At 72.3% G+C, this 22,520-nt stretch carries 25 protein-coding genes; 17 read left to right on the top strand and 8 right to left on the bottom strand.

Annotation, left to right across the window (positions count from 1 at the left end):
* Positions 1–39 precede the first annotated feature (39 nt).
* From AF335_RS33105 to AF335_RS33090, 5 genes are all read left to right on the top strand, one after another.
* Positions 40–366: a hypothetical protein gene (locus AF335_RS33105; protein WP_102922134.1), complete on the top strand. Its 327-nt coding sequence runs from the start codon at positions 40–42 to the stop codon at positions 364–366.
* A 66-nt stretch (positions 367–432) separates the two neighbouring features.
* Positions 433–1,716 carry an MFS transporter gene (locus tag AF335_RS33100; RefSeq protein WP_228772958.1) on the top strand — a complete coding sequence of 428 codons (1,284 nt, stop codon included), beginning with the start codon at positions 433–435 and terminating at the stop codon, positions 1,714–1,716.
* Positions 1,717–1,850: 134 nt separating this feature from the next.
* Positions 1,851–1,967 (top strand): SGM_5486 family transporter-associated protein, encoded by a 117-nt coding sequence (locus tag AF335_RS36355; RefSeq protein ID WP_260421950.1) that lies wholly within the window; start codon positions 1,851–1,853, stop codon positions 1,965–1,967.
* 160 nt (positions 1,968–2,127) lie between these two features.
* Entirely contained in the window at positions 2,128–2,349 is a 222-nt protein-coding gene (locus AF335_RS33095) for a hypothetical protein (RefSeq protein ID WP_102922133.1), read from the top strand.
* A 164-nt stretch (positions 2,350–2,513) separates the two neighbouring features.
* Complete coding sequence (locus tag AF335_RS33090; RefSeq protein ID WP_102922132.1) at positions 2,514–3,032, top strand: SixA phosphatase family protein; 519 nt, start codon at positions 2,514–2,516, stop codon at positions 3,030–3,032.
* A gap of 127 nt (positions 3,033–3,159) precedes the next feature.
* Here AF335_RS33090 and serB read toward each other — a convergent pair whose 3' ends face one another.
* Positions 3,160–4,392: a phosphoserine phosphatase SerB gene (serB, locus tag AF335_RS33085; protein WP_102922131.1), complete on the bottom strand. Its 1,233-nt coding sequence runs from the start codon at positions 4,390–4,392 to the stop codon at positions 3,160–3,162.
* A 6-nt stretch (positions 4,393–4,398) separates the two neighbouring features.
* On the bottom strand, positions 4,399–6,081 hold the full coding sequence (locus tag AF335_RS34975) for a streptophobe family protein (RefSeq protein WP_170127859.1): 1,683 nt from the start codon (positions 6,079–6,081) through the stop codon (positions 4,399–4,401).
* Positions 6,082–6,376: 295 nt separating this feature from the next.
* Between AF335_RS34975 and AF335_RS33075 the strand changes: the two genes are divergently transcribed.
* Positions 6,377–9,028 carry an ABC transporter ATP-binding protein/permease gene (locus AF335_RS33075; RefSeq protein WP_102922129.1) on the top strand — a complete coding sequence of 884 codons (2,652 nt, stop codon included), beginning with the start codon at positions 6,377–6,379 and terminating at the stop codon, positions 9,026–9,028.
* An 80-nt stretch (positions 9,029–9,108) separates the two neighbouring features.
* Here the strand turns inward: AF335_RS33075 and AF335_RS33070 are convergent, their stop codons facing one another.
* Together AF335_RS33070 and AF335_RS33065 are read right to left on the bottom strand one after the other, a co-directional pair.
* On the bottom strand, positions 9,109–9,804 hold the full coding sequence (locus AF335_RS33070) for a transglycosylase SLT domain-containing protein (protein ID WP_102922128.1): 696 nt from the start codon (positions 9,802–9,804) through the stop codon (positions 9,109–9,111).
* A 341-nt stretch (positions 9,805–10,145) separates the two neighbouring features.
* Positions 10,146–10,847, bottom strand: a complete 702-nt coding sequence (locus AF335_RS33065; protein WP_102922127.1) for a nitroreductase family protein — start codon at positions 10,845–10,847, stop codon at positions 10,146–10,148.
* A 175-nt stretch (positions 10,848–11,022) separates the two neighbouring features.
* Here AF335_RS33065 and AF335_RS33060 point away from each other — a divergent pair, with 175 nt between their 5' ends.
* From AF335_RS33060 to AF335_RS33045, 4 genes are all read left to right on the top strand, one after another.
* Positions 11,023–12,264, top strand: coding sequence for a GAF domain-containing sensor histidine kinase (locus AF335_RS33060; protein WP_102922126.1), 1,242 nt, complete (start codon positions 11,023–11,025; stop codon positions 12,262–12,264).
* Positions 12,257–12,901, top strand: a complete 645-nt coding sequence (locus AF335_RS33055; protein ID WP_102922125.1) for a response regulator — start codon at positions 12,257–12,259, stop codon at positions 12,899–12,901. The genes AF335_RS33060 and AF335_RS33055 overlap by 8 nt, the downstream gene beginning before the upstream one ends.
* A gap of 151 nt (positions 12,902–13,052) precedes the next feature.
* Positions 13,053–13,292 carry a chaplin gene (locus AF335_RS33050; RefSeq protein ID WP_087928690.1) on the top strand — a complete coding sequence of 80 codons (240 nt, stop codon included), beginning with the start codon at positions 13,053–13,055 and terminating at the stop codon, positions 13,290–13,292.
* A 210-nt stretch (positions 13,293–13,502) separates the two neighbouring features.
* Entirely contained in the window at positions 13,503–13,769 is a 267-nt protein-coding gene (locus AF335_RS33045; protein WP_102922124.1) for a chaplin, read from the top strand.
* A 217-nt stretch (positions 13,770–13,986) separates the two neighbouring features.
* Here AF335_RS33045 and AF335_RS33040 read toward each other — a convergent pair whose 3' ends face one another.
* Positions 13,987–14,793: a hypothetical protein gene (locus tag AF335_RS33040; protein ID WP_102922123.1), complete on the bottom strand. Its 807-nt coding sequence runs from the start codon at positions 14,791–14,793 to the stop codon at positions 13,987–13,989.
* Between the two features lie 92 nt (positions 14,794–14,885).
* On the opposite strand from AF335_RS33040, the gene AF335_RS33035 reads away from it, so the two are divergent.
* From AF335_RS33035 to AF335_RS33020, 4 genes are all read left to right on the top strand, one after another.
* Positions 14,886–15,695 (top strand): ABC transporter ATP-binding protein, encoded by an 810-nt coding sequence (locus AF335_RS33035; RefSeq protein WP_102922122.1) that lies wholly within the window; start codon positions 14,886–14,888, stop codon positions 15,693–15,695.
* Between the two features lie 79 nt (positions 15,696–15,774).
* A complete protein-coding gene (locus AF335_RS33030) occupies positions 15,775–16,185 on the top strand; it encodes an NfeD family protein (RefSeq protein ID WP_184743223.1) in 411 nt (136 codons plus the stop codon).
* Positions 16,186–16,289: 104 nt separating this feature from the next.
* Positions 16,290–17,243, top strand: coding sequence for an SPFH domain-containing protein (locus AF335_RS33025; RefSeq protein ID WP_095578664.1), 954 nt, complete (start codon positions 16,290–16,292; stop codon positions 17,241–17,243).
* Positions 17,244–17,329: 86 nt separating this feature from the next.
* Positions 17,330–18,100 (top strand): sulfite exporter TauE/SafE family protein, encoded by a 771-nt coding sequence (locus AF335_RS33020; protein ID WP_102922175.1) that lies wholly within the window; start codon positions 17,330–17,332, stop codon positions 18,098–18,100.
* Positions 18,101–18,139: 39 nt separating this feature from the next.
* Here the strand turns inward: AF335_RS33020 and AF335_RS33015 are convergent, their stop codons facing one another.
* Positions 18,140–18,673, bottom strand: a complete 534-nt coding sequence (locus AF335_RS33015; protein WP_102922120.1) for an HNH endonuclease — start codon at positions 18,671–18,673, stop codon at positions 18,140–18,142.
* Between the two features lie 443 nt (positions 18,674–19,116).
* Positions 19,117–19,656 carry a YbhB/YbcL family Raf kinase inhibitor-like protein gene (locus AF335_RS33010; protein WP_102922119.1) on the bottom strand — a complete coding sequence of 180 codons (540 nt, stop codon included), beginning with the start codon at positions 19,654–19,656 and terminating at the stop codon, positions 19,117–19,119.
* An 84-nt stretch (positions 19,657–19,740) separates the two neighbouring features.
* Between AF335_RS33010 and AF335_RS33005 the strand changes: the two genes are divergently transcribed.
* The gene (locus tag AF335_RS33005) at positions 19,741–20,199 is read left to right on the top strand and encodes a guanyl-specific ribonuclease (RefSeq protein ID WP_244927230.1); all 459 of its coding nucleotides are present in this window, start codon (positions 19,741–19,743) and stop codon (positions 20,197–20,199) included.
* Entirely contained in the window at positions 20,196–20,627 is a 432-nt protein-coding gene (locus tag AF335_RS33000; RefSeq protein ID WP_102922118.1) for a barstar family protein, read from the top strand. The genes AF335_RS33005 and AF335_RS33000 overlap by 4 nt, the downstream gene beginning before the upstream one ends.
* A 34-nt stretch (positions 20,628–20,661) precedes the next feature.
* On the opposite strand, the gene AF335_RS32995 is transcribed toward AF335_RS33000, so the two are convergent.
* A complete protein-coding gene (locus AF335_RS32995) occupies positions 20,662–21,444 on the bottom strand; it encodes a sporulation protein (RefSeq protein WP_102922117.1) in 783 nt (260 codons plus the stop codon).
* A 63-nt stretch (positions 21,445–21,507) separates the two neighbouring features.
* On the opposite strand from AF335_RS32995, the gene AF335_RS32990 reads away from it, so the two are divergent.
* Entirely contained in the window at positions 21,508–22,176 is a 669-nt protein-coding gene (locus AF335_RS32990) for a DNA-3-methyladenine glycosylase (protein WP_102922116.1), read from the top strand.
* Positions 22,177–22,520: the final 344 nt, after the last annotated feature.

Below are 22,520 nucleotides of genomic sequence, written 5' to 3'. Positions count from 1 at the left end.
GGGGGAGGGGACGCTCGGGGCGGGAGGAGGCTACCGGCGATGAGGACCCCGTTCCGCCGTACGGCAGCGCTGCTGTGCGCGGCCACGGCGCTCACCGTGACCCTGGGACCGGCCGCCCGCGCGGTGCCCGCCGAGCCGCGGCAGGCCGAGTGCGGCACCCGCGTCCACGGCTCGCACGCCAGGGCCGACTGCTTCAACGGCGACTCCACCCCCGACCGCGTACAACTGCATGTCGAGTGCGCCCGCTGGTGGGACCCGGACATGGACACCGCCCCGGTCGCCGTCGACCCCGCCCGGCACGTCTCCCTCACCCAGCGCTGCTGGCTGGGGATACGCCGCGCCTGGGTGACCCACCTGCCCGGCTGACCCGCCCCGGCCGAGACCCCGGCCATGGACCGGCTGCGCGGACGACGGTACGGGCATGATGCGTTCATGGCACACATGGACGAAGAACTGACCGCGCCCCGGCCCACCGCCCATCCCCCGGACGGCGTAACGCACCCCGGCCCGGAGGGTACGGGCGACCGGCTCTCCGGCGGGGCGCGGGGCGGTCTCCTCGTCCTGGCCCTCGTCATCGCCGCGCTCAACCTCCGCCCCGCCGTCACCAGCCTCGGCCCGCTCCTCAAGGAGGTGCGCGCCGGCCTCGGCATGAGCGGCGCCGTCGCGGGCCTCCTCACCTCGGTGCCCGCCCTCTGCTTCGCCGCCTTCGGGCTCGCGGCGCCCCGGCTGTCCCGCCGCTGGGGACCGGCCGGGGTCGTGTGCGCGGGCATGGCCGTGACCGCCGCGGGCCTCGCCCTGCGGCCGTTCCTGGGCGGCGTCCCCGGCTTCCTCGCGCTCAGCGCGCTCGCCCTGGCCGGCATAGCGGTCGGCAACGTCCTGATGCCCGTCGTCGTCAAGGGCTGGTTCCCCGACCGGATCGGCCCCATGACGGGCCTCTACACGATGGCCGTCGCCGCCGGGACCTCGCTCGCCGCCGCCACGACCGTCCCGCTCACCGGCGCGCTGGGCGGCGGCTGGCGGCTCGGCCTCCTCGTCTGGGCGGCGCTCGCCGCGGTCGCGGTGGCGCCCTGGGCCGTGCTCACCGTCCGGGAGCGCAGGAGCCGCGCGGCCGCCGCCACCGCCGGGGACGCCCCGCGCACCCGCATCACCCGCAGCCCCACCGCCTGGGCCCTGGCCTCCTTCTTCGGCCTCCAGTCCACCAGCGCCTACATCGCCATGGGCTGGCTGCCGGCGATCTTCCGGGACGCGGGCGTACCCGCCACCACCGCCGGGGTGCTGCTCGCGGCGACGATGCTGATGGGCGTCCCCCTCTCCTTCCTGCTGCCGAGCCTCGCCGCCCGGCTGGCCCGCCAGGGCGTCCTCGCCGCCGCCCTCGCGTGCTGCGGCCTGGCCGGGTACGCGGGGCTGTGGCTGGACCCGGCCGGCGGCGCCTGGGCCTGGGTCGTGCTGCTGGGCCTCTCCAACTGCGCCTTCTCGCTGGCCCTCACCATGATCGGCATGCGGGCGCGGACCGGCGACGGCGTCGTCCGGCTGTCCGCCTTCGCCCAGGGCACCGGCTACCTCCTGGCCGTCCCGGGCCCGCTGCTCGTGGGCTGGCTCAACGAGACCACCGGCGGCTGGGACGTGCCGATCGCCTTCATGGCCGCCCTGATGGTGCCTCAGGCGGTGGCCGGCGTGCTGGCCGGCCGCGACCGCGTCGTGGAGGACGAGATCTGATCGAGGGGGCGAGCCCCCGGCGGACGGGCTCCGGAGGCGGCGGCGCGGGCCCGGACCCCGGGCCGCGCACCGGCCCCCGGAACGGGACCCGACCCTGTCGTCCGCCGCCCGCGGGCCGGTGCGACACTGGACCCATGCCAGTCCTGGACCCGAACCCCAAGAACGGGCAGAAAATGCTGCTCACCATCCTCGGCGCGATGCTCGGCATCACCGTCGTCATCAGCGTGATCGCCACCCTCGCGTCCCCCTGAGCCGGCGCGGGCCCCGGGGGTGGGGTTAACCCCACCGTCCCTTAGGGGGCTGGGCTCAGGGTGAAGTGGGTGGTCCACCGGATGGGAACGGGATGCCGCGCTCCGTAGGTTCGTAGTACACCGCGAAGAGCGGTGCGCCGAACCTCTCGGAGGAGAACCCATGTCCGCCGGTACGAAAGCCCGGATCCGCTCCGGCGCCGTGCAGACCAGGCTGCCCTGGTGGGCCCTCGTGCTGCCCGTGGTGGCCTTCGTGACGCTGCTCGCCCTGATGGCCTTCCCGGCCTCCGCCTCCGACGCCGGAGCCCTCGGCACCGGGAGCGCGAGCACCGTCGCCCATGTCGTGGACTTCGTCCGGCACGCGCTCGGCCGGGCGGCCGTCTGACGGTCGCGCGGGCGGCCGGGCCGGGCGGGGAACGCGCGAGCGGCCCGGCGAGAAGGACCGGCCGCGGCCGGCGGGAGGCCAAGGTGAGGTCAGGGGGAGGTCAGGGGGAGGAAGCCTCCCAACACCCCGCGCCTCGCCGCGCTTTTCATGCGAAGCTGGAAAACATGAGCGCCGAACCGACCCGCAGGATTGTTCTTCTCCGGCACGCCAAGGCCGAGTGGGCCGATGTGGACGACCATGAGCGTCCCCTCGCGGACCGCGGCCGCAAGGACGCCCCGGTCGCGGGCCGCTGGCTCGCCGGCTCCGGCATCGTCCCCGACCTCGCTCTCTGCTCCACCGCCGCCCGCACCCGCGAGACCTGGAAGCTCGCCGTCGCGGAACTGCCGCAGCGCCCCCGGACCGTCTATGAGGACAGGCTCTACGAAGCCTCGCTCGGCGAGCTCATCGCGGTGGTCAACGAGACGTCCGACGAGGTCGGCGATCTGCTGCTGATCGGGCACAACCCGGGGACGCACGCGCTGGCCGACGCTCTGGCGGGGGAGTCGGAGGGCGATCTCCTCCCGCGGATGAACCGCTCCGGATTCCCCACCTCCGCGATCGCGGTCCTCACGTTCTCGGGCTCCTGGAAGAGCGTCGAGCACGGCGTGGGCCGCCTGGTCGCGTTCTGGAGCCCGCACGCGTAGCGCGCGGGACGGCGTCGGCCCCGGACACCGGGCGGGGTCCGGCCGTCCGGTGACCGGGGCCGACGACCTCGGACGCCGGGCCGGGCAGGTGCCCCCGAAAGCGGTAGGCCCCGCCCCGCCCGCACGCTCACTCGTGCGTGTTCGCCGCCTCGACCTCTTCCCGGGTGACGCCCAGCAGATACAGCACCGTGTCCAGGAACGGCACGTTCACCGCCGTGTGCGCCGCCTGCCGCACTATCGGCTTCGCGTTGAACGCCACTCCCAGACCCGCCGCGTTGAGCATGTCCAGGTCGTTCGCGCCGTCCCCGATCGCCACGGTCTGGGCGAGCGGGACGCCGGCCTCGGCGGCGAACCGGCGCAGCAGCCGGGCCTTGCCCGCCCGGTCCACGATCTCCCCGACCACCCGGCCGGTCAGCCGGCCGTCCACCACCTCCAGGGTGTTGGCGGAGGCGAAGTCCAGGCCCAGCCGCTCCTGGAGGTCGTCGGTGACCTGGGTGAAGCCGCCGGAGACCACACCCACCTGGTAGCCGAGCCGCTTGAGCGTCCGGATCAGGGTCCGGGCGCCCGGCGTGAGCCGGACCTCCGCCCGCACCTTGTCCACCACGGACTCGTCCAGCCCCGCCAGCAACGCGACCCGGGCGTGCAGCGACTGCTCGAAGTCCAGCTCGCCGCGCATCGCCCGCGCGGTCACCTCCGCGACCTCGGCCTCACAGCCCGCGTGCGCCGCGAACAGCTCGATGACCTCGTCCTGGATCAGCGTCGAGTCGACGTCCATCACGATCAGGCGCTGGGCCCGCCGCTGGAGACCCGCCGCCACGACCGCCACGTCCACCCCACGCGCGGCGGCCTCCACGGCCAGCGCGGTGCGCAGCTCTTCCGTCCCGGCGCCCGACACCGCGAACTCCACGGCCGTCACGGGGTACTTCGCCAGCCGGAAGATGCGGTCGATGTTGCCGCCGGTGCCGGTGATGCGCGCGGCGATGGCCGCGGTCGACTCGGCGGTCAGCGGGTGGCCCAGCACGGTGACATGGGAACGGCCGGTGCCACGGGGCCGGTTGTCGCCCAGACCGGAGATGATCTCCGCCTGGAGGTGCAGCGAATCCGCCCAGCTGTGCACGGTCGCCCGCAGCTCGCCCTCCGCCGTGGCGCCCCCGGCGGGCGCGACGACCAGGGCGCACAGGGTGATCCGGCCCCGGGTGACGACCTGCTCGATGTCGATCACGTCGACGGCGTAGGCGGCGAGGGTGTCGAAGAGCCCGGCGGTGATGCCCGGCCGGTCCTTCCCGAAGATCTTGACGAGGAGAGTCGGTACGTCGTCACCGGTGATGGAGGTGGCAGGCGAGGTCTGCGATGCGCTCATGGTCCTCTAACCGTATCCGCACCCGCACCGGAACCGTACGGGTGTCCCACCGGACGGACGGCGAAGACTGGGCGGAATCGGCGTTAACGGCGACCGGGCGGACGCCCCGGCGGCCCGGGCGGCCGCTGTGGCGGAGGCGGTGGCGGCCCCGGCGGTGGCGGCCCCTCGTCCGGCATGGAGGTGCCGTACGCCCAGCCGCCCTTGGACCGCCGCCGGGGCCGGAGCGGCGGGATCGGGCGGCCCGGCTGGGTCGGCGCGCTGGAGCGGTCGTCGAGCGGCAGCCGTTTGTACGGGTTGGTGTCGTCGCGCGCGGGCCGGTAGGACGGCGAGGGGTTGTACGGGCCCGGCAGATAGGCCAGGTCCGGGTAGGTGCGGCCACCCGCGCGCCCGGGGCGGACCGGGGCGCGCGCCGCCCGCCGCGCCGGCCGCGCACGCCAGCAGTCCGCCGGCGGCCCCGGCCGCGGCACCCCAGGCCGCGCCCAGGCCCACGGCCGCCGGGACGCTGCCCCGCAGGTCCAGCCCGGCCCCGAAGGCGTCGAAGCCGAGCACGGACAGCCCGGCGTCTACCCGCACCCGGGTCACCAGCACCAGCACCGGCAGCGCCACCGCCGTCGCCACCCCCAGCGCCGCCGCGCACCGGGCGGCGAACCGGACCGGCGTCAGCGCGCCCCGGGGCGTACGGACCGCGGTGAGCACCCCGGCCGCGAGCATCAGCAGCCCGCACCCCACGGCCAGCAGCCACACCCGCCCGTCCAGCTCCGCGAGCCTCCCCAGCGTCACCGGCTGGTTCAGCCGGGCGGTCAGCAGCTTGTCCAGCGGTGACGGCAGCATCTGTGCCAGCGCCCCGGTCGCCGTGCCGCGCCAGGGGACGAGCAGGCCCAGCGGCAGCCCCAGCCACACCCCGTTCGGCGCCCCGAGCAGCGCGGCCCCCAGCACCCTTCCCGGGTGGGCGTCGACCGCCGCCGCGTAGCCCGCCGCGGCCAGCCCGGCGCCCACGGCGAGGACCAGCACGGCGCACAGCGCCGAGACCGCCGGGCGCACGCTCCGGTGCAGGAGCTCCCAGCCGCGCGGCAGCGGGGCCCTGCGGGCGGCGAGCAGCGTGATCAGCAGAACGCCGAGCACCCAGCCGGCGCCACCGGCCAGGGAGGGCCCGGTCCGCACCGAGAACCCGACGGACGCCTTGGCGCCGGCCAGCCCCGCGAGCCGGTCGGGGAGGCCGCCGACGTCCCCGAGGTCGCCGATTCCGGGGATCACCAGACGGGGCCCGCCGCCCCCGCCCCCGGTGCCGCCGAGGCCCAGGCCCGCCCCGTCGATGGTGACGGTGTCCGCACCGGCCCAGGCCAGCCCGCCGAGGAGGAACAGGAAGAGCACGGCCACCGCGCCCGCCCGCAGGGCGAGCTCGCCGGTGCGCACGGTGGGGCCGGCCGACCGCAGCGACCGCGCGAAGATCGTTCCCAGTAGGAGCGCGCCCGCCAGGCTCACGCCCAGTGGCGCGATCTCGATGGCCGTACGCGCCTCCGCGCCCCGCAGACCGAAGGCTTCCACCGCACCCGATGGGGTGACGGATCCGCCCACCGCGAGGACGACGGCCGCCGCCGTCATCGGACCGAGCGCGCCCGCGGTATCCGCGCCGAGCAGATGCAGGCCCAGTGCCGAAATTCCGGCCATGGCGAGAAAAGCCCAGCTCACAGCCGCAATGGAAGAGAGAAGAAGCTCTGCGACGGATATCCGGCCGCGTGTTTTCCGCACGTCGTCGTTCTTGGCCATGGCGCCCCCCGTTGCCGACCGGTGCCCGGATTGCGCATGATCCGTACGCATCCGTGGCGGTACCTACTCTCAGGGCGCGTTTCGCCGCCGTCAACGGCGCCTGTTACACGGTTGCGTCAGTCCCGAGTTTCGGTTCGGCGACTGTGCCTGAAATAGTTCCTCCCGATGTTCGCCATCCCTAGACTCCCTGTGCAGGGGGCTCATCGGGGGACAAGTAGTGGGGCATGGAGTGCCGGAACTCGTACTGGAATTGAATGGACAGACCTGGACGCTCGATCCGTCCAGGTCGTACACCCTGGGTCGTGATCCGCAGGGCGACATGGTGCTGCAGGACGCCCGTGTCTCGTGGCGGCACGCCACCGTGCGGTGGAGCGGCCGCAGTTGGGTCATCGAGGACCACGGCAGCACCAACGGCACCTATGTGCAGGGCCAGCGGATCCACCAGATGGAGATCGGCCCCGGCTCGGCCGTCCATCTGGGCAACGCGACGGACGGCCCGCGGCTGAATCTCGCCGCCGCCGGCGCGGGGGTCGGCGCACCCGCCGGGGACCTCTACAGCGCGCAGACCGCGATGGCCCCTCAGGTACCCGGGCACCACCAGCCCCAGCACCAGCAGCACCAGCCGCCGTCGCACCAGCAGCCCGGCGGCTGGCAGCAGCAGACCCCGTACCAGCAGCCGGCACCGGACGCCTGGCAGCAGCAGGCACAGCAGAACCAGCAGGCGCACCAGCAGGCCCAGCACCCGGGTCACCAGCAGGCGCATCAGCAGGCACATCAACAGGCATACGTCCCGCACCAGAGCCCCGCGCACCAGCCCCCGGCGCACGGCGGTGCCCCCTCGCAGGGCGGCACCCCGCCCGTCTACGGCGACCGCAGCCCGACCAGCTTCCACCAGATGGCCGTCGGCCGGGTGATGCGCATCGGTCGTGCCCTGGAGAACGAGCTGGTCGTCTCCGACCTCCAGGTCTCCCGCCACCACGCCGAATTCCGGGCCACCGGCGACGGCCGCTTCGAGATCGTCGACCTCGGCAGCCACAACGGCACCTATGTCAACGGTCAGCCGGTCCGCCAGCAGATCATCGGCCCGCAGGACATCGTCGGTGTCGGTCACTCCACCTTCCGCCTCGTCGGCGACCGGCTGGAGGAGTTCGTCGACACCGGCGACGTCTCCTTCTCCGCCCGGCACCTCACCGTCACGGTCGACGGCGGCAAGCAGATCCTCAAGGACGTCTCCTTCGGCGTTCCCGAGAAGTCGCTGATCGCGGTCATCGGCCCGTCCGGCTCCGGCAAGTCCACCCTGCTGAAGGCACTCACCGGCTACCGCCCGGCCAACGAGGGCGACGTCCTCTACGACAACCGGAACCTCTACAAGCAGTTCGCCGAGCTGCGCCAGCGCATCGGTCTGGTCCCGCAGGACGACATCCTGCACAAGGAGCTCACCGTCCGGAAGGCGCTGCGCTACGCCGCCAAGCTCCGCTTCCCCGGCGACACCGCGGCCTCCGAGCGCGAGGCCCGGATAGGCGAGGTGCTCACCGAGCTCAAGCTCGACATCCACGCGGAGAAGAAGGTCACCTCCCTCTCCGGCGGTCAGCGCAAGCGCGTCTCCGTCGCCCTGGAGCTGCTCACCAAGCCGTCGCTGATCTTCCTGGACGAGCCCACCTCCGGCCTCGACCCGGGCATGGACCGCGACGTCATGCAGCTGCTGCGCGGCCTCGCCGACGACGGCCGCACGGTCCTGGTGGTCACCCACTCCGTCGCCGAGCTGGCCATCTGCGACAAGCTCCTGGTGATGGCGCCGGGCGGCTCGGTCGCCTACTTCGGCCCGCCCGAGGAGGCGCTGAACTTCTTCGGCTACGAAACCTGGGCGGACGTCTTCTCGGCCTTCGAGAACTACCGCGACTACGACTGGTCGGGCCGCTGGCGCGGCTCGCAGCACTACCAGATGTACGCGGCGGACATCGACGCCGTCGCCCCGCAGTCGGTGCACGTCCAGCCGCAGATGATCCAGCCGCCCAAGGCCCAGAGCTGGGGCTCCCAGCTGTGGACCCTGATGCGCCGCTATGCCTCGGTGATCGCCTCCGACCGCGGCTTCCTGGCCCTGATGCTGATCCTGCCCGCCGTGCTCGGCGCGGTGAGCACCGTCATCCCGGCCGACTTCGGCCTCGGCCCCGGCCCGGAGAAGAACCACTTCACCAACCGCGACTCCGGCACCATCCTGCTGATCCTCGCGGTCGGCGCCTGCTTCGCGGGCGCGGCCAACTCCGTCCGTGAGCTGATCAAGGAACGGGTGATCTACGAGCGCGAGCGGGCGACGGGCCTCTCCCGCTCCGCGTACCTGATGTCGAAGGTCGTCGTCCTGGGCTTCATCACCGTCATCCAGGGCGCGCTCATCAGTGCGATCGGCTTCGGGGTCCGGGGGGAGAAGATGCCGAAGGAGGGCGTCATCCTCACTAGCCTGCCGGCGGTCGAGATGACCCTGGTGATCATGGCCCTGGGCTTCACCTCGATGATGTTCGGCCTGATCATCTCCTCGCTGGTGAAGACCGCCGAGAAGACCATGCCGCTGCTGGTGATGTTCGCGATCGTCCAGGTCGTCTTCACCGGCGTGCTCTTCCAGATCTTCGACAAGGTCGGCGTGGAGCAGATCGCCTGGCTGATGCCCTCCCGCTGGGCGATCGGCGCCGCCGGCGCCACGGCCGACCTCAATGTGCTGATGCCGTGGCCGGGCGCGGGCCCCGACCCCCTCTGGGAGCACACCGCGGCCCAGTACCTGCTGGACCTGGGCGTCCTGCTCGGCATCGGCGTCGCCTGCGGCTTCGTCGTCGCGCGTCTGCTGCGCCGGCACGAGCCCGAGGTCATGCGGAAGTAAGCGCCCGCGCGCATACGCCGAAGGGCGGCACCCGGACCGGGTGCCGCCCTTCGGCGTATGTACGGCTGTGCTCGCCCGGCTCAGTAGGCGGAGTTCACGTTGTCCATCGAGCCGTAGACCTTCGCCGCGTAGTTGCAGGCGGCGGTGATGTTGGCGACCGGGTCGTAGATGTCCCAGGAGGTGCCCTCGACGTGGTACGCCTTGAAGGTCGGGTCGATCACCTGGAGCAGGCCCTTGGAGGGGATGCCGGCGGCGGCGTTGGAGTCCCAGTTGTTGATCGCCCGGGGGTTGCCGGTCGACTCGCGCATGATGTTGCGCTTGATGCCCTCGTACGAGCCCGGGATGCCCTTGGCCTTCATGACGTCCAGGGCCTCGCGGATCCAGCCGTCCAGGTTGTTCGCGTAGACCGGCTTCGCCGGGGCGGCGGGGGCGGCCTGGATCGGCTTGCGCTCCTCGGACCGGCTCGCGGCCTCCTTGTCGGCCCGCTCCTTGTCGGCCTTGGCCTTCGCCTCGGCGCGCTGCTTGGCCTCGGCCTCCGACTTCGCCAGCTTCGCGGCGTTCTCGGACTGCTTGCCGAGCTGCTCCTGCTGGTCCTGCACGCCCAGGGTGGTGGAGGTGAAGGCGACCGGCTTCACGTCGATGGCCTTCGTCTCGGCGTCGGCGGCACCGGGCAGGGCGGCGAACGCCACCGCCGCGACGCCCGCGGCGGCGATGCCGGCGGCGGAGAACTTGTGGACCTTGGTAAGGCGGCTATAGCCAGAGATGGGGGAGCGCATGCTGAGCTGAACCTCTTCCGATCGCTTGAGTCGCAGTGGCCCGGATCGGCGCGAAAAAAGACGCCGCGTCTCGATCGACGGCGCCCTGCGACGTCGCAATTCTTAGCGGCAGCAAAAAGCTCTGGCAAAGAAGCCGAGTACTACCCCGCATCGTTGCGGAGGGCCCTGCGGAGAACCCGCGGAAGAGGGCGTAAACGGGCCTGCTGCCCGTTTATGGAGGGCTTACACATCCACTAGCCGGGGTCGTAGGTGACCTGCGTCCTATGCCCGGCGTCACACCGGGGGCCCGCCGGCCTCACCCGGTGTGACGGCACTTATTCTTTGCGTATGTGATCGTTTGCTTAGATCTCGACCAGTACCTGGTCCAGGCTCTTGCGGACCAGATCGGGCACCTGGCAGTCCGCCGCCGGATACCCCACCGGGAGCACCGCGAACGCCTTCTCGTTCGCCGGCCGCCCCAGCACCTCCGACAGGAACCGCATGGGGCTCGGAGTGTGCACCAGGGCCGCCAGCCCCGACAGGTGCAGCGCCGACAGCAGCATCCCCACCGCGATGCCGACCGACTCGTCCACGTAGTAGTGCTTGCGCTTCTCACCGTCCTCGCCCAGCCAGTAGCGCTGCTGGAAGACCACGATCAGCGCGGGCGCGTCCGTCAGGTGCGGCTTGACCTCGTCCGTGCCCAGCGGCCGCAGCGCCGCCAGCCACTCCTCGCCCAGCCGCCCCTCGTAGGAGACCCGCTCCTCCGCCTCCGCGGCCTCCCGGATCCGCCGCCGCACCCCGGGGTCCCGCACCAGGACGAACGTCCACGGCTGCTGGTGCGCCCCCGACGGAGCCGTGGCCGCGCACGCGATCGCGTCCCGCACCACCTGCTCCGGCACCGGGTCCGCCGAGAACTGCCGGACCGTGCGGCGGCGGTCCATCCGCTCCCGGAGCTCCGCCGCGCGGGCCAGGGACTCGGCGGCCGGCATCCGCTCGGGGCGATAGGGAACCGGCCGGTAGGGATCGCCGTGGGTCGGTGTCCACTGTGTCGTTGGTATAGACATGCTCCGAGTCTGGCCGTCCGCCGCCCCGGATGAGGGGTACATGCGGGAACTCGCCGGGCGGACCGCCCGGCGGGCCGGGCGCGGGTGCCGGGCCGTCCGGCCTAGGCCGCGCGCCCTAGGCACCTGCCACCGCCGGTCCGATACGCCCCTTCCTTCACCTCGGTACCGTGAAGCCATGACCAACGGCCCACGCTCCGGCCTGACCGCCGTGAGCACCGCGCTCCTCGCCATGAGCCGACATCTCCAGGTGCGGGACGTGCTCAAGACGATCGTCGTCTCCGCCCGGGAGCTGCTCGACGCCGAGTACGCGGCCCTCGGCGTCCCCGACGACCACGGCGGCTTCGCCCAGTTCGTCGTCGACGGCGTCAGCGAGGCGCAGTGGAAGGCCATCGGCCCGCTGCCCCGCCAGCACGGCATCCTCGCCGCGATGCTCCAGGACGCCACCCCGCAGCGCCTCGCGGACGTCAGCAAGGACCCGCGCTTCGGCGGCTGGCCCGCCGCGCACCCGCCGATGCACGACTTCCTCGGCATGCCGGTCGCGGACGGCGAGGAGATCCTCGGGGCCCTCTTCCTGGCCAACAAGAAGGGGCGGGCCCCGGCGGCGAAGCCCGGCTGCGGCTTCACCGCGGAGGACGAGGAGCTCCTGCGCGTCCTCGCCCAGCACGCCGCCATAGCCCTCACCAACGCCCGCCTCTACGAGCGCAGCCGCGAGCTGACCATCGCGGGGGAGCGGGCCCGGCTCGCCCACGAGCTGCACGACGCCGTGGCCCAGAAGCTGTTCTCCCTCCGGCTCACCGCCCAGGCCGCCACCGCGCTCGTCGACCGCGACCCGGCCCGCGCCAAGGACGAGCTGCACGAGGTGGCGCGGCTCGCCGCCGAGGCCGCCGACGAGCTCCGCGCCGCCGTCGTGGAGCTGCGCCCGGCGGGTCTGGACGAGGACGGGCTCGTCGCCACCCTGCGGACCCAGGTCCAGGTCCTGGACCGGGCCCACGCCGCCCACGTCACCTTCGACTCCCCGGGCGTACGGGCGCTGCCGGCGGCCCAGGAGGAGGCGCTCCTGCGCGTCGCCCAGGAGGCCCTGCACAACGCCCTGCGGCACTCCGGGGCCGAGCGGGTCGCGGTCACCCTCCACCGCTCCGGAGACGGCGGCGCGCCCGGTAAGGCGGGCAAGGCGGGCAAGGCGGGCAAGGCGGGCAAGGGGGCCGAGGCCGGCAAGCGCGGCAAGGGGGGCCAGGGCGCCGTCCTGCGGGTGGCGGACGACGGGTGCGGCTTCGACACCTCCGTCGTCCGCCGGGCGGGCCGCCACCTCGGGCTCGTCTCCATGCGGGACCGCGCCGGCGGCGTCGGCGGCAGTCTGACCGTTACCTCGGAGCCCGGCAAGGGCACCACGATCGAGATGGAGGTCCCCGGTGGCTGAAGGAGTCATCAGGGTGGTGCTGGTGGACGACCACCAGGTGGTCCGCAGAGGGCTGCGCACGTTCCTGGAGGTCCAGGACGACATCGAGGTCGTGGGGGAGGCCGCGGACGGCGCCGAGGGCGTCGAGCGGGCCGAGGAGCTGCGCCCGGACGTCGTCCTCATGGACGTGAAGATGCCGGGTACCGACGGCATCGAGGCGCTGCGCAGGCTCCGCGAGCTGGCGAACCCCGCCCGGGTACTGGTCGTCACCAGCTTCACCGAGCAGCGGACCGTGATCCCCGCGCTGCGCGCCGGCGCGGCGGGCTACGTCTACAAGGACGTCGACCCGGAGGCCCTGGCCGGCGCGATCAGGTCCGTGCACGCCGGGCACGTCCTGCTGCAGCCCGAGGTGGCCGGTGCCCTGCTGTCCCAGGACGAGGCGGGCGGCGGGAACGGGCGGGGCAACGCCCTCACGGAGCGGGAGCGCGAGGTGCTCGTCCTGATCGCGGACGGGCGGTCCAACCGGGAGATCGCCCGGGCTCTCGTGCTGTCCGAGAAGACTGTCAAGACCCACGTCTCGAACATCCTGATGAAGCTGGACCTCGCCGATCGCACCCAGGCGGCCCTGTGGGCCGTGCGACATGGGATAGGAGCTTGATCGCGACCGTAGCGGAATGTCGTCTTCCTATCAGAGATTCATACGGTCGTGTGGCGATCGACCTGGCCCCGCAACCTGACCGAACGTGACCCGTTTTCCATGGCGTACCGCGGCGGCTGGCCGTGGCAACTCCAGGAAGGTCACAAGAAGAGTGAAGAACATGAAGAAGGCCGCTGCCGTCACGATCGCCGCCGGCGGTCTCGCCCTCGCGGGCGCCGGTGCGGCCTCCGCCCACGCCCAGGCCGACGGCCACGCCCAGAACTCCCCGGGCGTCGTCTCCGGCAACGTCATCCAGGTGCCCGTCAAGGTCCCGGTGAACGTGTGCGGCAACACCATCAACGTGGTCGGCCTGTTCAACCCGGCCGTCGGCAACCACTGCGTCAACAACTAAGCAACCGCTCCCCCGCGCTGCGGGGCGGCCCAGCAGTTACATCCGGTCTGCCTGGCTCCGACCTCTCGTAGCCGGGCAGACGAGGGCGATCAATCGTCCGAAAGAGGGCAAACACCGCCGATGGCCGTGCCATCGGCGGTGCGCTGGCGTTCATCACTACGCGACCCCGCGGCTGGGGTCGTCAAGGACATCAGCAGAAGGAAGACCCTCATGAACAGTGTCAAGAAGGCCGCCGTCGTCCTGGCCGTGTCCGGCCTGGCCGCCGGTGCCTCTGTCAGCGCCGCGACCGCCAACGACGACGGCCCTCGTCACAAGGGTGCGGTCGCCAACGGCGTCGCCAAGGGCTCGCCGGGTGTCATCTCCGGCAATGTGATCCAGGTCCCGATCCAGGTCCCGCTGAATGTCTGCGGCAACACCATCGACATCCTCATCGGGCTCCTCAACCCGACCTTCGGCAACACCTGCGTCAACGCCTGACCCCACGGGTCGCGCGTGCGCCCGGCGTACGGGCGGTAAGGGGAAGGCCCCGCGGACTCCGGTCCGCGGGGCCTTCCCCCGTGCCGGGCTTCCCCCGTGCCGGGCTTCCCCCGTGCCGGGCTTCCCCCGTGCCGGGCTTCCCCCGTGCCGGGCTTCCCCCGTGCCGGGCTTCCCCCGTGCCGGGCTTCCCCCGTGCCGGGCTTCCCCCGTGCCGGGGTCAGCGCGGGCCGCGCTCCCGTTCCTCCACCATGGCGTTGTAGGCGGCCACCTGCGCCCGCCGGGCCGTCCGCTCCACCGGGCGCAGCGCCTGGGCCCGGGCGGCCATCTCCGAGGCGCTCACGGCCCCGCCGTGCTCCCGGCCCTCGTGGCCCCCCGGGGCGTAGGCGATCGCGATCAGCGCGCCCACCCGCTGCGCCAGCTCCAGCACCCGCACCGCACGCGGCGGGTATCCCGGCGCCAGCACCTCGCGCCCGGCCTCCGCCCGCGCCCGGTAGGCGTCCAGGGCGGCCTGCGCCACGGGCCCCGAACCGGCGACGTCCAGCCGGGTGAGCACCTCGGTCGCCTCCCGGAGCGCCTCGGCGAGCTCCCGCTCGGCCTCGCCCAGCGAGGGCACGTCGGCCGGCGGCGCGTCCCGCACGGCCATGCAGTGCCACTCCACCTCGACGTGCACATCGCCCTCGGGTCCCGCCTCGTACACCTCCGGCACGAGCCCGAGAGCGGCTCCCGTGGCGACGACCGCCTCCTCGGCCTCCAGCGCCCGCGCGTTGAACTCCGGCGGGCCGCTCAGCCCCAGCAGGTGCCCGGGCACCGGCAGCGCGAGCCGCAGGCCGGTCGCCCCCAGGGCGCGGAGGCGGCCGAGCGCCAGGGTGAGGCCGACCGGCCCGGACTCGCCGGGCAGGCCGGTGACGCGGTGCACGGCGTCGTCACCCTTGATGTGATGGGCTACGTCATCGGGTGAGGCAAAACCGGCAATGAGGGCATTTCCCCATGCGGTGAGCCGCCCTGAGCGGTGTTCATCCAGCATGGGCACCAGCCTAAGGACTGGCGCCGACAACCGGTGGCGTAGGTTTTCCCTAGGGGGCTTCGCCTACAGGCGCAAGCGACGACGACACTGCAATGGGAGACAACGCGCTCATGAGCGAAGTGCTGGAACTGGTGGACGTATCCGTGGTCCGCGAGGGCCGGGCTCTGGTGGACCAGGTCTCCTGGTCGGTCAAGGAAGGGGAGCGCTGGGTCGTCCTCGGCCCCAACGGCGCCGGCAAGACCACCCTCCTGAATGTCGCCTCCAGCTACCTCTTCCCGACCACGGGCACCGTCAAGGTCCTGGGCGAGAAGCTCGGCGCGGTGGACGTCTTCGAGCTCCGCCCCCGGATCGGCGTGGCGGGCATCGCCCTCGCCGACAAGCTGCCGCGCAGCCAGACCGTCCTGCAGACGGTCCTCACCGCCGCCTACGGCATGACGGCCACCTGGCGCGAGGACTACGAGGAGGTCGACGAGCAGCGCGCCCGCGCCTTCCTCGACGTCCTCGGCATGACGGACTACCTGGACCGGAAGTTCGGCACCCTCTCGGAGGGCGAGCGCAAGCGCACCCTCATCGCCCGCGCGATGATGACCGACCCCGAGCTGCTGCTCCTCGACGAGCCCGCCGCCGGCCTCGACCTGGGCGGCCGCGAGGACCTCGTCCGCCGCCTCGGCCGGCTCGCCCGCGACCCCCTCGCGCCCTCCATGCTCATGGTCACCCACCATGTCGAGGAGATCCCGGCCGGCTTCACCCACGTCCTGATGATCCGTCAGGGCAAGGTGCTCGCGGCCGGCCCCGTCGAGCTGGAGCTCACCTCCCGCAACCTCTCCCACTGCTTCGGCCTCCCCCTCGTCGTCGAGCGCCGCGGCGACCGCTTCACGGCCCAGGGTCTGCCCCTGTCCTGACCCCGCGCGCCCGCCCGGCGCGCCGCGCGCACTGTCCGGCCACGGCCACCGCCCCTACCATGAACACGTGGACACTTGGGTGTGGTGGCTCGTGGCCGCCGTCGGACTGGGCATCCCGCTGGTCGTCACCGCGATGCCCGAGTTCGGGATGCTCGCGGCCGGGGCCGTCGCGGCCGCCGTCACCTCGGCCCTGGGCGCCGGCGCGGTGGCGCAGTTCGTCGTCTTCGCCGCCGTCTCGGTGGCCCTCATCGCCGTCGTGCGCCCCATCGCCAACCGCCAGCGGGCCCAGCGCCCGGAGCTGGCCACCGGCGTGGACGCCATCCGGGGCCGGCAGGCCGTCGTGCTGGAGCGGGTCGACGGCCAGGGCGGCCGGGTCAAGATCGGCGGCGAGATCTGGTCGGCCCGCTCGCTCGACTCCGAGCGCAGCTTCGACCCCGGCGAGCAGGTGGACGTCGTCGAGATCGACGGCGCGACGGCGGTCGTCATGTGACCGGCCGCCGCACGGGCCGCCATCTGCCCCAAAGCCTGCACGACGACGGTGTGTTCTGAAAGACTCAGGAATTCGATCAACCACAACAGGCGCGGGGAGCCACGATGGAACCGATCATCATCGTCCTGATCATCTTGGTGGTGCTCGTCTTCATCGCCCTGATGAAGACGGTGCAGGTCATCCCACAGGCCAGCGCGGCGATCGTCGAGCGCTTCGGCCGGTACACCCGGACGCTCAACGCCGGCCTGAACATCGTCGTCCCCTTCATCGACTCCATCCGCAACCGCATCGACCTCCGTGAGCAGGTCGTGCCGTTCCCCCCGCAGCCGGTGATCACCCAGGACAACCTCGTCGTCAACATCGACACCGTCATCTACTACCAGGTGACCGACGCCCGGGCCGCCACGTACGAGGTCTCCAGCTTCATCCAGGCTATCGAGCAGCTCACCGTCACCACCCTGCGCAACATCATCGGCGGTATGGACCTGGAGCGGACCCTCACCTCCCGCGAGGAGATCAACGCGGCGCTGCGCGGCGTCCTGGACGAGGCCACCGGAAAGTGGGGCATCCGCGTCAACCGCGTCGAGCTCAAGGCCATCGAGCCGCCCACCTCCATCCAGGACTCGATGGAGAAGCAGATGCGCGCCGACCGTGACAAGCGCGCCGCCATCCTCACCGCCGAGGGCATCCGCCAGTCGCAGATCCTCACGGCCGAGGGCGAGAAGCAGTCCGCGATCCTCCGCGCCGAGGGCGAGGCCCGGGCCGCCGCCCTGCGCGCCGAGGGCGAGGCCCAGGCCATCCGCACGGTCTTCGAGTCCATCCACGCCGGCGACCCCGACGAGAAGCTCCTCTCCTACCAGTACCTCCAGATGCTGCCGAAGATCGCCGAGGGTGACGCCAACAAGCTCTGGATCGTCCCCAGCGAGATCGGCGACGCCCTCAAGGGTCTCAGCGGCGCCGTCGGCAACTTCGGCCCCATGGGCCCGCCGCGCCCGGGCAGCTCCGACGCCCGCCCCGCGAAGGAGTCACCCCGCCGCGAGGCACCCCCGATCGATTGACGAGCGCCCCATCTCCTGCATGATCAGCGTGGCCCCCCGACCTTCCACGGCGGGGAGGCGACACCCTGACCATGAAGGAGATGGCCTTGTCCATCTGGGAAGCACTCGCGGTCCTCGCCGCCGGCATCGGCGCGGGCACCATCAACACCATCGTCGGATCGGGCACCCTCTTCACCTTCCCGGTGCTCCTCGCGATCGGCATCCCGCCGGTCACCGCCAACGTCTCCAACACCCTCGGCCTCGTCACCGGCAACATCAGCGGCGCCATCGGCTACCGCCGTGAGCTCCGGGGCCAGCGCCGCCGCCTGCTGCGCCTCGGCGGCACCGCGCTCGTCGGCGGCCTCGCCGGAGCGGTCCTGCTCCTGACGCTCCCGTCCGAGGCGTTCGACGCGATCGTGCCCGTCCTCATCGGTCTCGCGCTCGTCCTGGTCGTCCTCCAGCCCACCCTCGCCAAGGCGCTCGCCCGCCGCCGCGAGGCCCGCGGCACGACCGGGACCGCCACCGACGGCGGCCCGGCCCTGCTCGCCGGCCTCCTTCTCGCGAGCGTCTACGGCGGCTACTTCGGCGCGGCCCAGGGAGTCCTCTACCTGGCCCTCATGGGCCTGCTCCTCGACGAGGACCTCCAGCGCGTCAACGGCATCAAGAACGTCCTCGCGCTCGTCGTCAACGGCGTCGCCGCGGTCTTCTTCCTCTTCGTCGCGGACTTCGACTGGACCGCGGTGCTGCTCATCGCCGCGGGCTCGGCCCTGGGAGGCCAGATAGGCGCGAAGGTCGGGCGCGGGTTGCCGCCGGTGGCGCTGCGCGGGGTCATCGTGGCGGTGGGGGTCGTGGCCATCACACAGATGCTGCTGAGGTAGCGAAAATTCAGCCCGGCCGGCGTTTGAGGCCACCGCGCGTCAGCGCGGCCGGGGGCCCGGGGGCTTGCCCCCGGTATCGGGAAGGGGCGGGGTGGGGAAAAGCTCCCGCCCCGACAACCCCACCGCCGACACCATCGCATCCCCCGGCGAAGGCTCGAACGGCAGCACCAGCATCCGCATCCCCGCCTGCTCCGGCGTCCGGTCCGCCTTACGGTGGTTGTCCTCCGCGCACGCCGCCACCGTGTTCAGCCAGCTGTCCTCGCCCCCGCGCGAGCGCGGCACCACGTGGTCCACCGTCGTCGCCCGCCGCCCGCAGTACGCGCAGCGGTGCCTGTCCCGTACGAGTACGCCCCGCCGCGACCACGGCGCCCGTCTTCGGAACGGCACCCGTACGTACCGGCAGAGCCTGATCACCTGGGGCACCGGCACTTCGACCGCCGCGCCCCGCACACGCAGCCCGGGCCGGGCCCGCTCGACGACGGCCTTGCCCTGAAGCACGAGCACCACCGCCCGCCGCAGCGACACCGTCGCCAGCGGCTCGAAGCTCGCGTTGAGGACCAGAGTCTCCCGCATTCCGTCCACCTCCCGGACCGTCCCCGCCCCTGCGGCGAGGTGGCTCAACTGTGCCTTCGGAAACGGCCGGAAAACAACGCAATTTCCTTATGGGGAAAGAGAGTTGGGAGGGAAGGGCTGAGGGGGGAGAGGTGAAAGCGGCGGGAGAGCGGCGCGCAAAGGCGGCAACCCCGCCCGGGAAGCCGCCCGGGAAGAAACGGGGGCGACGCTCCGGGCCCTTCCCCCGTAGTGACACACGGGCCCGGAGCGGCGGCAGTGGACGCGGCCACCCGGCCCAACACCGGGCTCCGGCAGACGACCGAAGCGCGAAACGCCCCGCCGCCCCCGCCACTGCGGTGTCCACTGCCCGACGGCCATGCGGGGCCGTCAGCCATGCACCACTGTGCGATCCGGGGCGGCGGGGCGCAACGGATTTTCCGGTCGCACGCCTCGTCCGGCGGGCCTCAGCCCGCGGCCGGCACCTCGTACCCGCCGACCAGCTGAGCCCGGCCCAGGGAGTGGAACCGCAGGTTGAAGCCCACGACCGCCGGCGAGGCGGCCTCGTCCGGGCCCAGCTTCTCCTGGTCGACCGCGTACACCGTGAAGACGTAGCGGTGCGGGCCGTCCCCGGGCGGCGGCGCCGCGCCGCCGAAGTCCCGGGTGCCGTAGTCGTTGCGCACGTGCACCGCGCCCTCGGGCAGCCCCTTCATGTCACCCGAACCGGCACCGGCCGGCAGCTCCGTCACCGAGGCGGGGATGTCGAAGAGCACCCAGTGCCAGAAACCGCTGCCGGTCGGGGCGTCCGGGTCGAAGCACGTGACGGCGAAGCTCTTCGTACCCGCCGGGAAGCCCTCCCAGCGCAGCTGCGGCGAGACATTGCCCCCGGCGAACACCTGGGCGCCGGCGAGCCTCCCACCCTCCGTCAGGTCCTCGCTCACCACCGTGAACGACGGTACCGGCGGGTGGAATTCATGGGGGAGCGGCGGACGCTTCTGCTCTGACACCTTCGACGCCTCCAGTTACGCGCGGAACAGTGAAAGCGCCAGCCTAACCAGGCGCGGGCGGCCCGGGCTGAGACGATACGAAACGTGCTTCGACTGCTTGGACCATTCGGACGACGACCGGCCGGCCGCACCCTGCGCGCGCTGACCGCCCTCCTCGCCACCCTCCCCCTGCTCCTCCTGCCCGCCTGCTCCTCCGAAGGGAAGAAGAGCGGCGGCGGTGCCACCTCGGCCGCCGCCACGCCCGTCCCCTCCTGGGCCAAGGGCATGAAGACCGTCCCCCGGGACCGGCTGCCCGCCGAGGCCCGCAAGACCCTCGACCTCATCGACAAGGGAGGCCCCTTCCCCTACGAGAAGGACGGCACCGTCTTCGGCAACTACGAGAACCGGCTGCCGAAGCAGACCCGTGGCTACTACCACGAGTACACCGTCCCCACCCCCGGCGCCCGCAACCGCGGCGCCCGGCGCATCATCACCGGCACCCACGCCGAGCGCTATTACACCGGTGACCACTACGAGACCTTCGAAGCGGTGGTACAACCATGACCGGCCTGCTGCCCGCGCCCGGACTCACCGGGCTCCTCCTCGGCACCACCCCGCCCGGCACCTACCGGCTGCCCCCGACCGACACCGCCCCCCGCGTCACGGCCCTCGCCGCCGAGGCCGAATGGCGGGCGGCCGCGCTGCGCCTCGGCGGTGTCACGACCAAGACGGCCTTCCTCGACAGGTGCGCGACCGACCTGGAGTTCCCCGAGTGGTTCGGGCGCAACTGGGACGCCCTCGCCGACTGCCTCACCGACCTCTCGTGGTGGCGCGAGGAGGGCAAGGCCCGCGGCTATCTGCTGGTCACGGAGGACTGGGCGGCCTTCCGCAAGGCGGCCCCGAAGGAGGCCCGCACGGCCGAGGCGATCTTCGGTGACGCCGTCGACTACTGGGCCGACGCCGAAGCGCCCCTGGCCGTGCTGCTCGGCTGAGCCGCCGGGGGCTCCGGCCCCCGGCTCCGGCCCGTCAGAGCCAGTTGCGGCGGCCGCCGACCTCGGCGAGCCACTGGTTGAGGTACGCGGCCCAGTCCGTACGGTCGTACGCGTGCAGGTCGACCGTGAAGGACCGGTAGGTGTCGCTGCCCTCGGTGAACAGCCCCGGCTTCTTGTCCATCTCCAGCACCACGTCCATCTCACGGTCGTCCGCGACGAACGACAGCTCTACCTCGTTCAGCCCGCGGTACTGGGACGGCGCGCGGAACTCGATCTCCTGGTAGAAGGGCAGCCGCTGCCGCGTACCGCGGATGTGCCCCTTCTCCAGGTCGGCGGCCTTGAAGCCGAAGCCCAGCTGCCCGAAGGCGTCGAGAATGGCCTGCTGCGCCGGCAGCGGGTGCACGTTCACCGGATCGAGGTCGCCGGAGTCCACCGCGCGGGCGATCGCGAGCTCCGTGGTCACCCCGACGTTCATACCGGTGAGGTGCCGGCCCAGGAAGGTGGTGATCGGCGTCTCCCACGGGATCTCCAGGCCGAACGGCACGGTGTGCACCGCCCCCGCCTGCACCTCGAAGGCGCCGCCCAGCTGTACCCGGGTGAACTCGACGTCCTGCTTGTACTCCTGCTCGCCCCCCTCGACCTCGACCCGGGCCTGGAGCCCGACGGAGAGGCCCTGGATCTGCTGCGCGACCGATCCGCCCTGGATCCGCACCTCGCCCTGGACGACGCTGCCGGGAACGACGTTCTCCTCGAACAGCACCGTCTCGACGGACGCGCCCCCGGCGCCGAGGCTCGCCAGCAGTTTCTTGAAACCCATGCTTCCTCTTCCTCCCCGGGGCCGCATGCGGACCCCTCCCACACTCGATTACGCTCGATCAGCATGATCGCCGCGCCTGACCGTATGCCAATCGCCCGGCACTTCTTCGACCGTCCCGTGCTGGAGGTCGCCCCGGACCTGCTGGGCCGCACCCTGGTCCGTACGTCCCCCGACGGGCCGATCGAGCTCCGGATCACGGAGGTGGAGGCATACGCGGGCCAGGCCGATCCCGGATCACACGCCTACCGGGGCCGGACCGAGCGGAACGCCTCGATGTTCGGACCGCCCGGCCACGCCTATGTCTACTTCATCTACGGCATGTGGTTCAGCCTGAACCTCGTATGCGGCCCGGAAGGCACGGCCGGCGGAGTGCTGCTGCGTGCGGGTGAGGTCGTCAAGGGAGCGGATCTCGCCCGCGCACGCCGGCCGAAGGCACGCAAGGACCGCGAGCTGGCCCAGGGGCCCGCGCGCCTGGCCACGGCCCTCGACGTGGACCGGGGTCTCAACGGCGTCGACATCTGCGCCGGCCCGGACGCCCCGCTGGCCCTCCTCAGCGGTCACCCGGTTCACCCGGACCGGGTGCGTAACGGCCCGCGCACGGGGGTAGGAGGCGAGGGAGCGACGCACCCGTGGCGCTTCTGGGCGGACGGGGATCCGACGGTGAGCCCGTACCGGGCTCACGCACCGCGCCATCGGGGCGCGAAGGCGAGCAGGACGGTGCTTGACTCCTGAGCGCGGAAGACCTAACGTAGCCCGAGCCGCTTGAGACGGACGCGCTGTGTGCGCGATCCGAGAGGGCGGCGCAATCACTACGTTACGAGGTTGCCCCTGACCGGGGCTGTATTTCGCTGTGCCGAAATATGGCGTCGATCGGCTCGATTAGGAGCCGACAGGAAAAGCCGCTAAAGTAGTGAACACCCCGCCGACAGGGGATCGGAAACAAAATTCCAGCCGGGAACGGCACGGAAAAGGATCTGATAGAGTCGGAACACGAAATACCGAAGGGAAGCGCTCGGAGGAAAGCCCGAGAGGGTGAGTACAAAGGAAGCGTCCGTTCCTTGAGAACTCAACAGCGT

This window comes from Streptomyces eurocidicus (assembly GCF_002891295.1).
Classification (GTDB): Bacteria; Actinomycetota; Actinomycetes; order Streptomycetales; family Streptomycetaceae; genus Streptomyces; species Streptomyces eurocidicus.
This window is presented reverse-complemented; position numbering and strand designations above follow the sequence as displayed.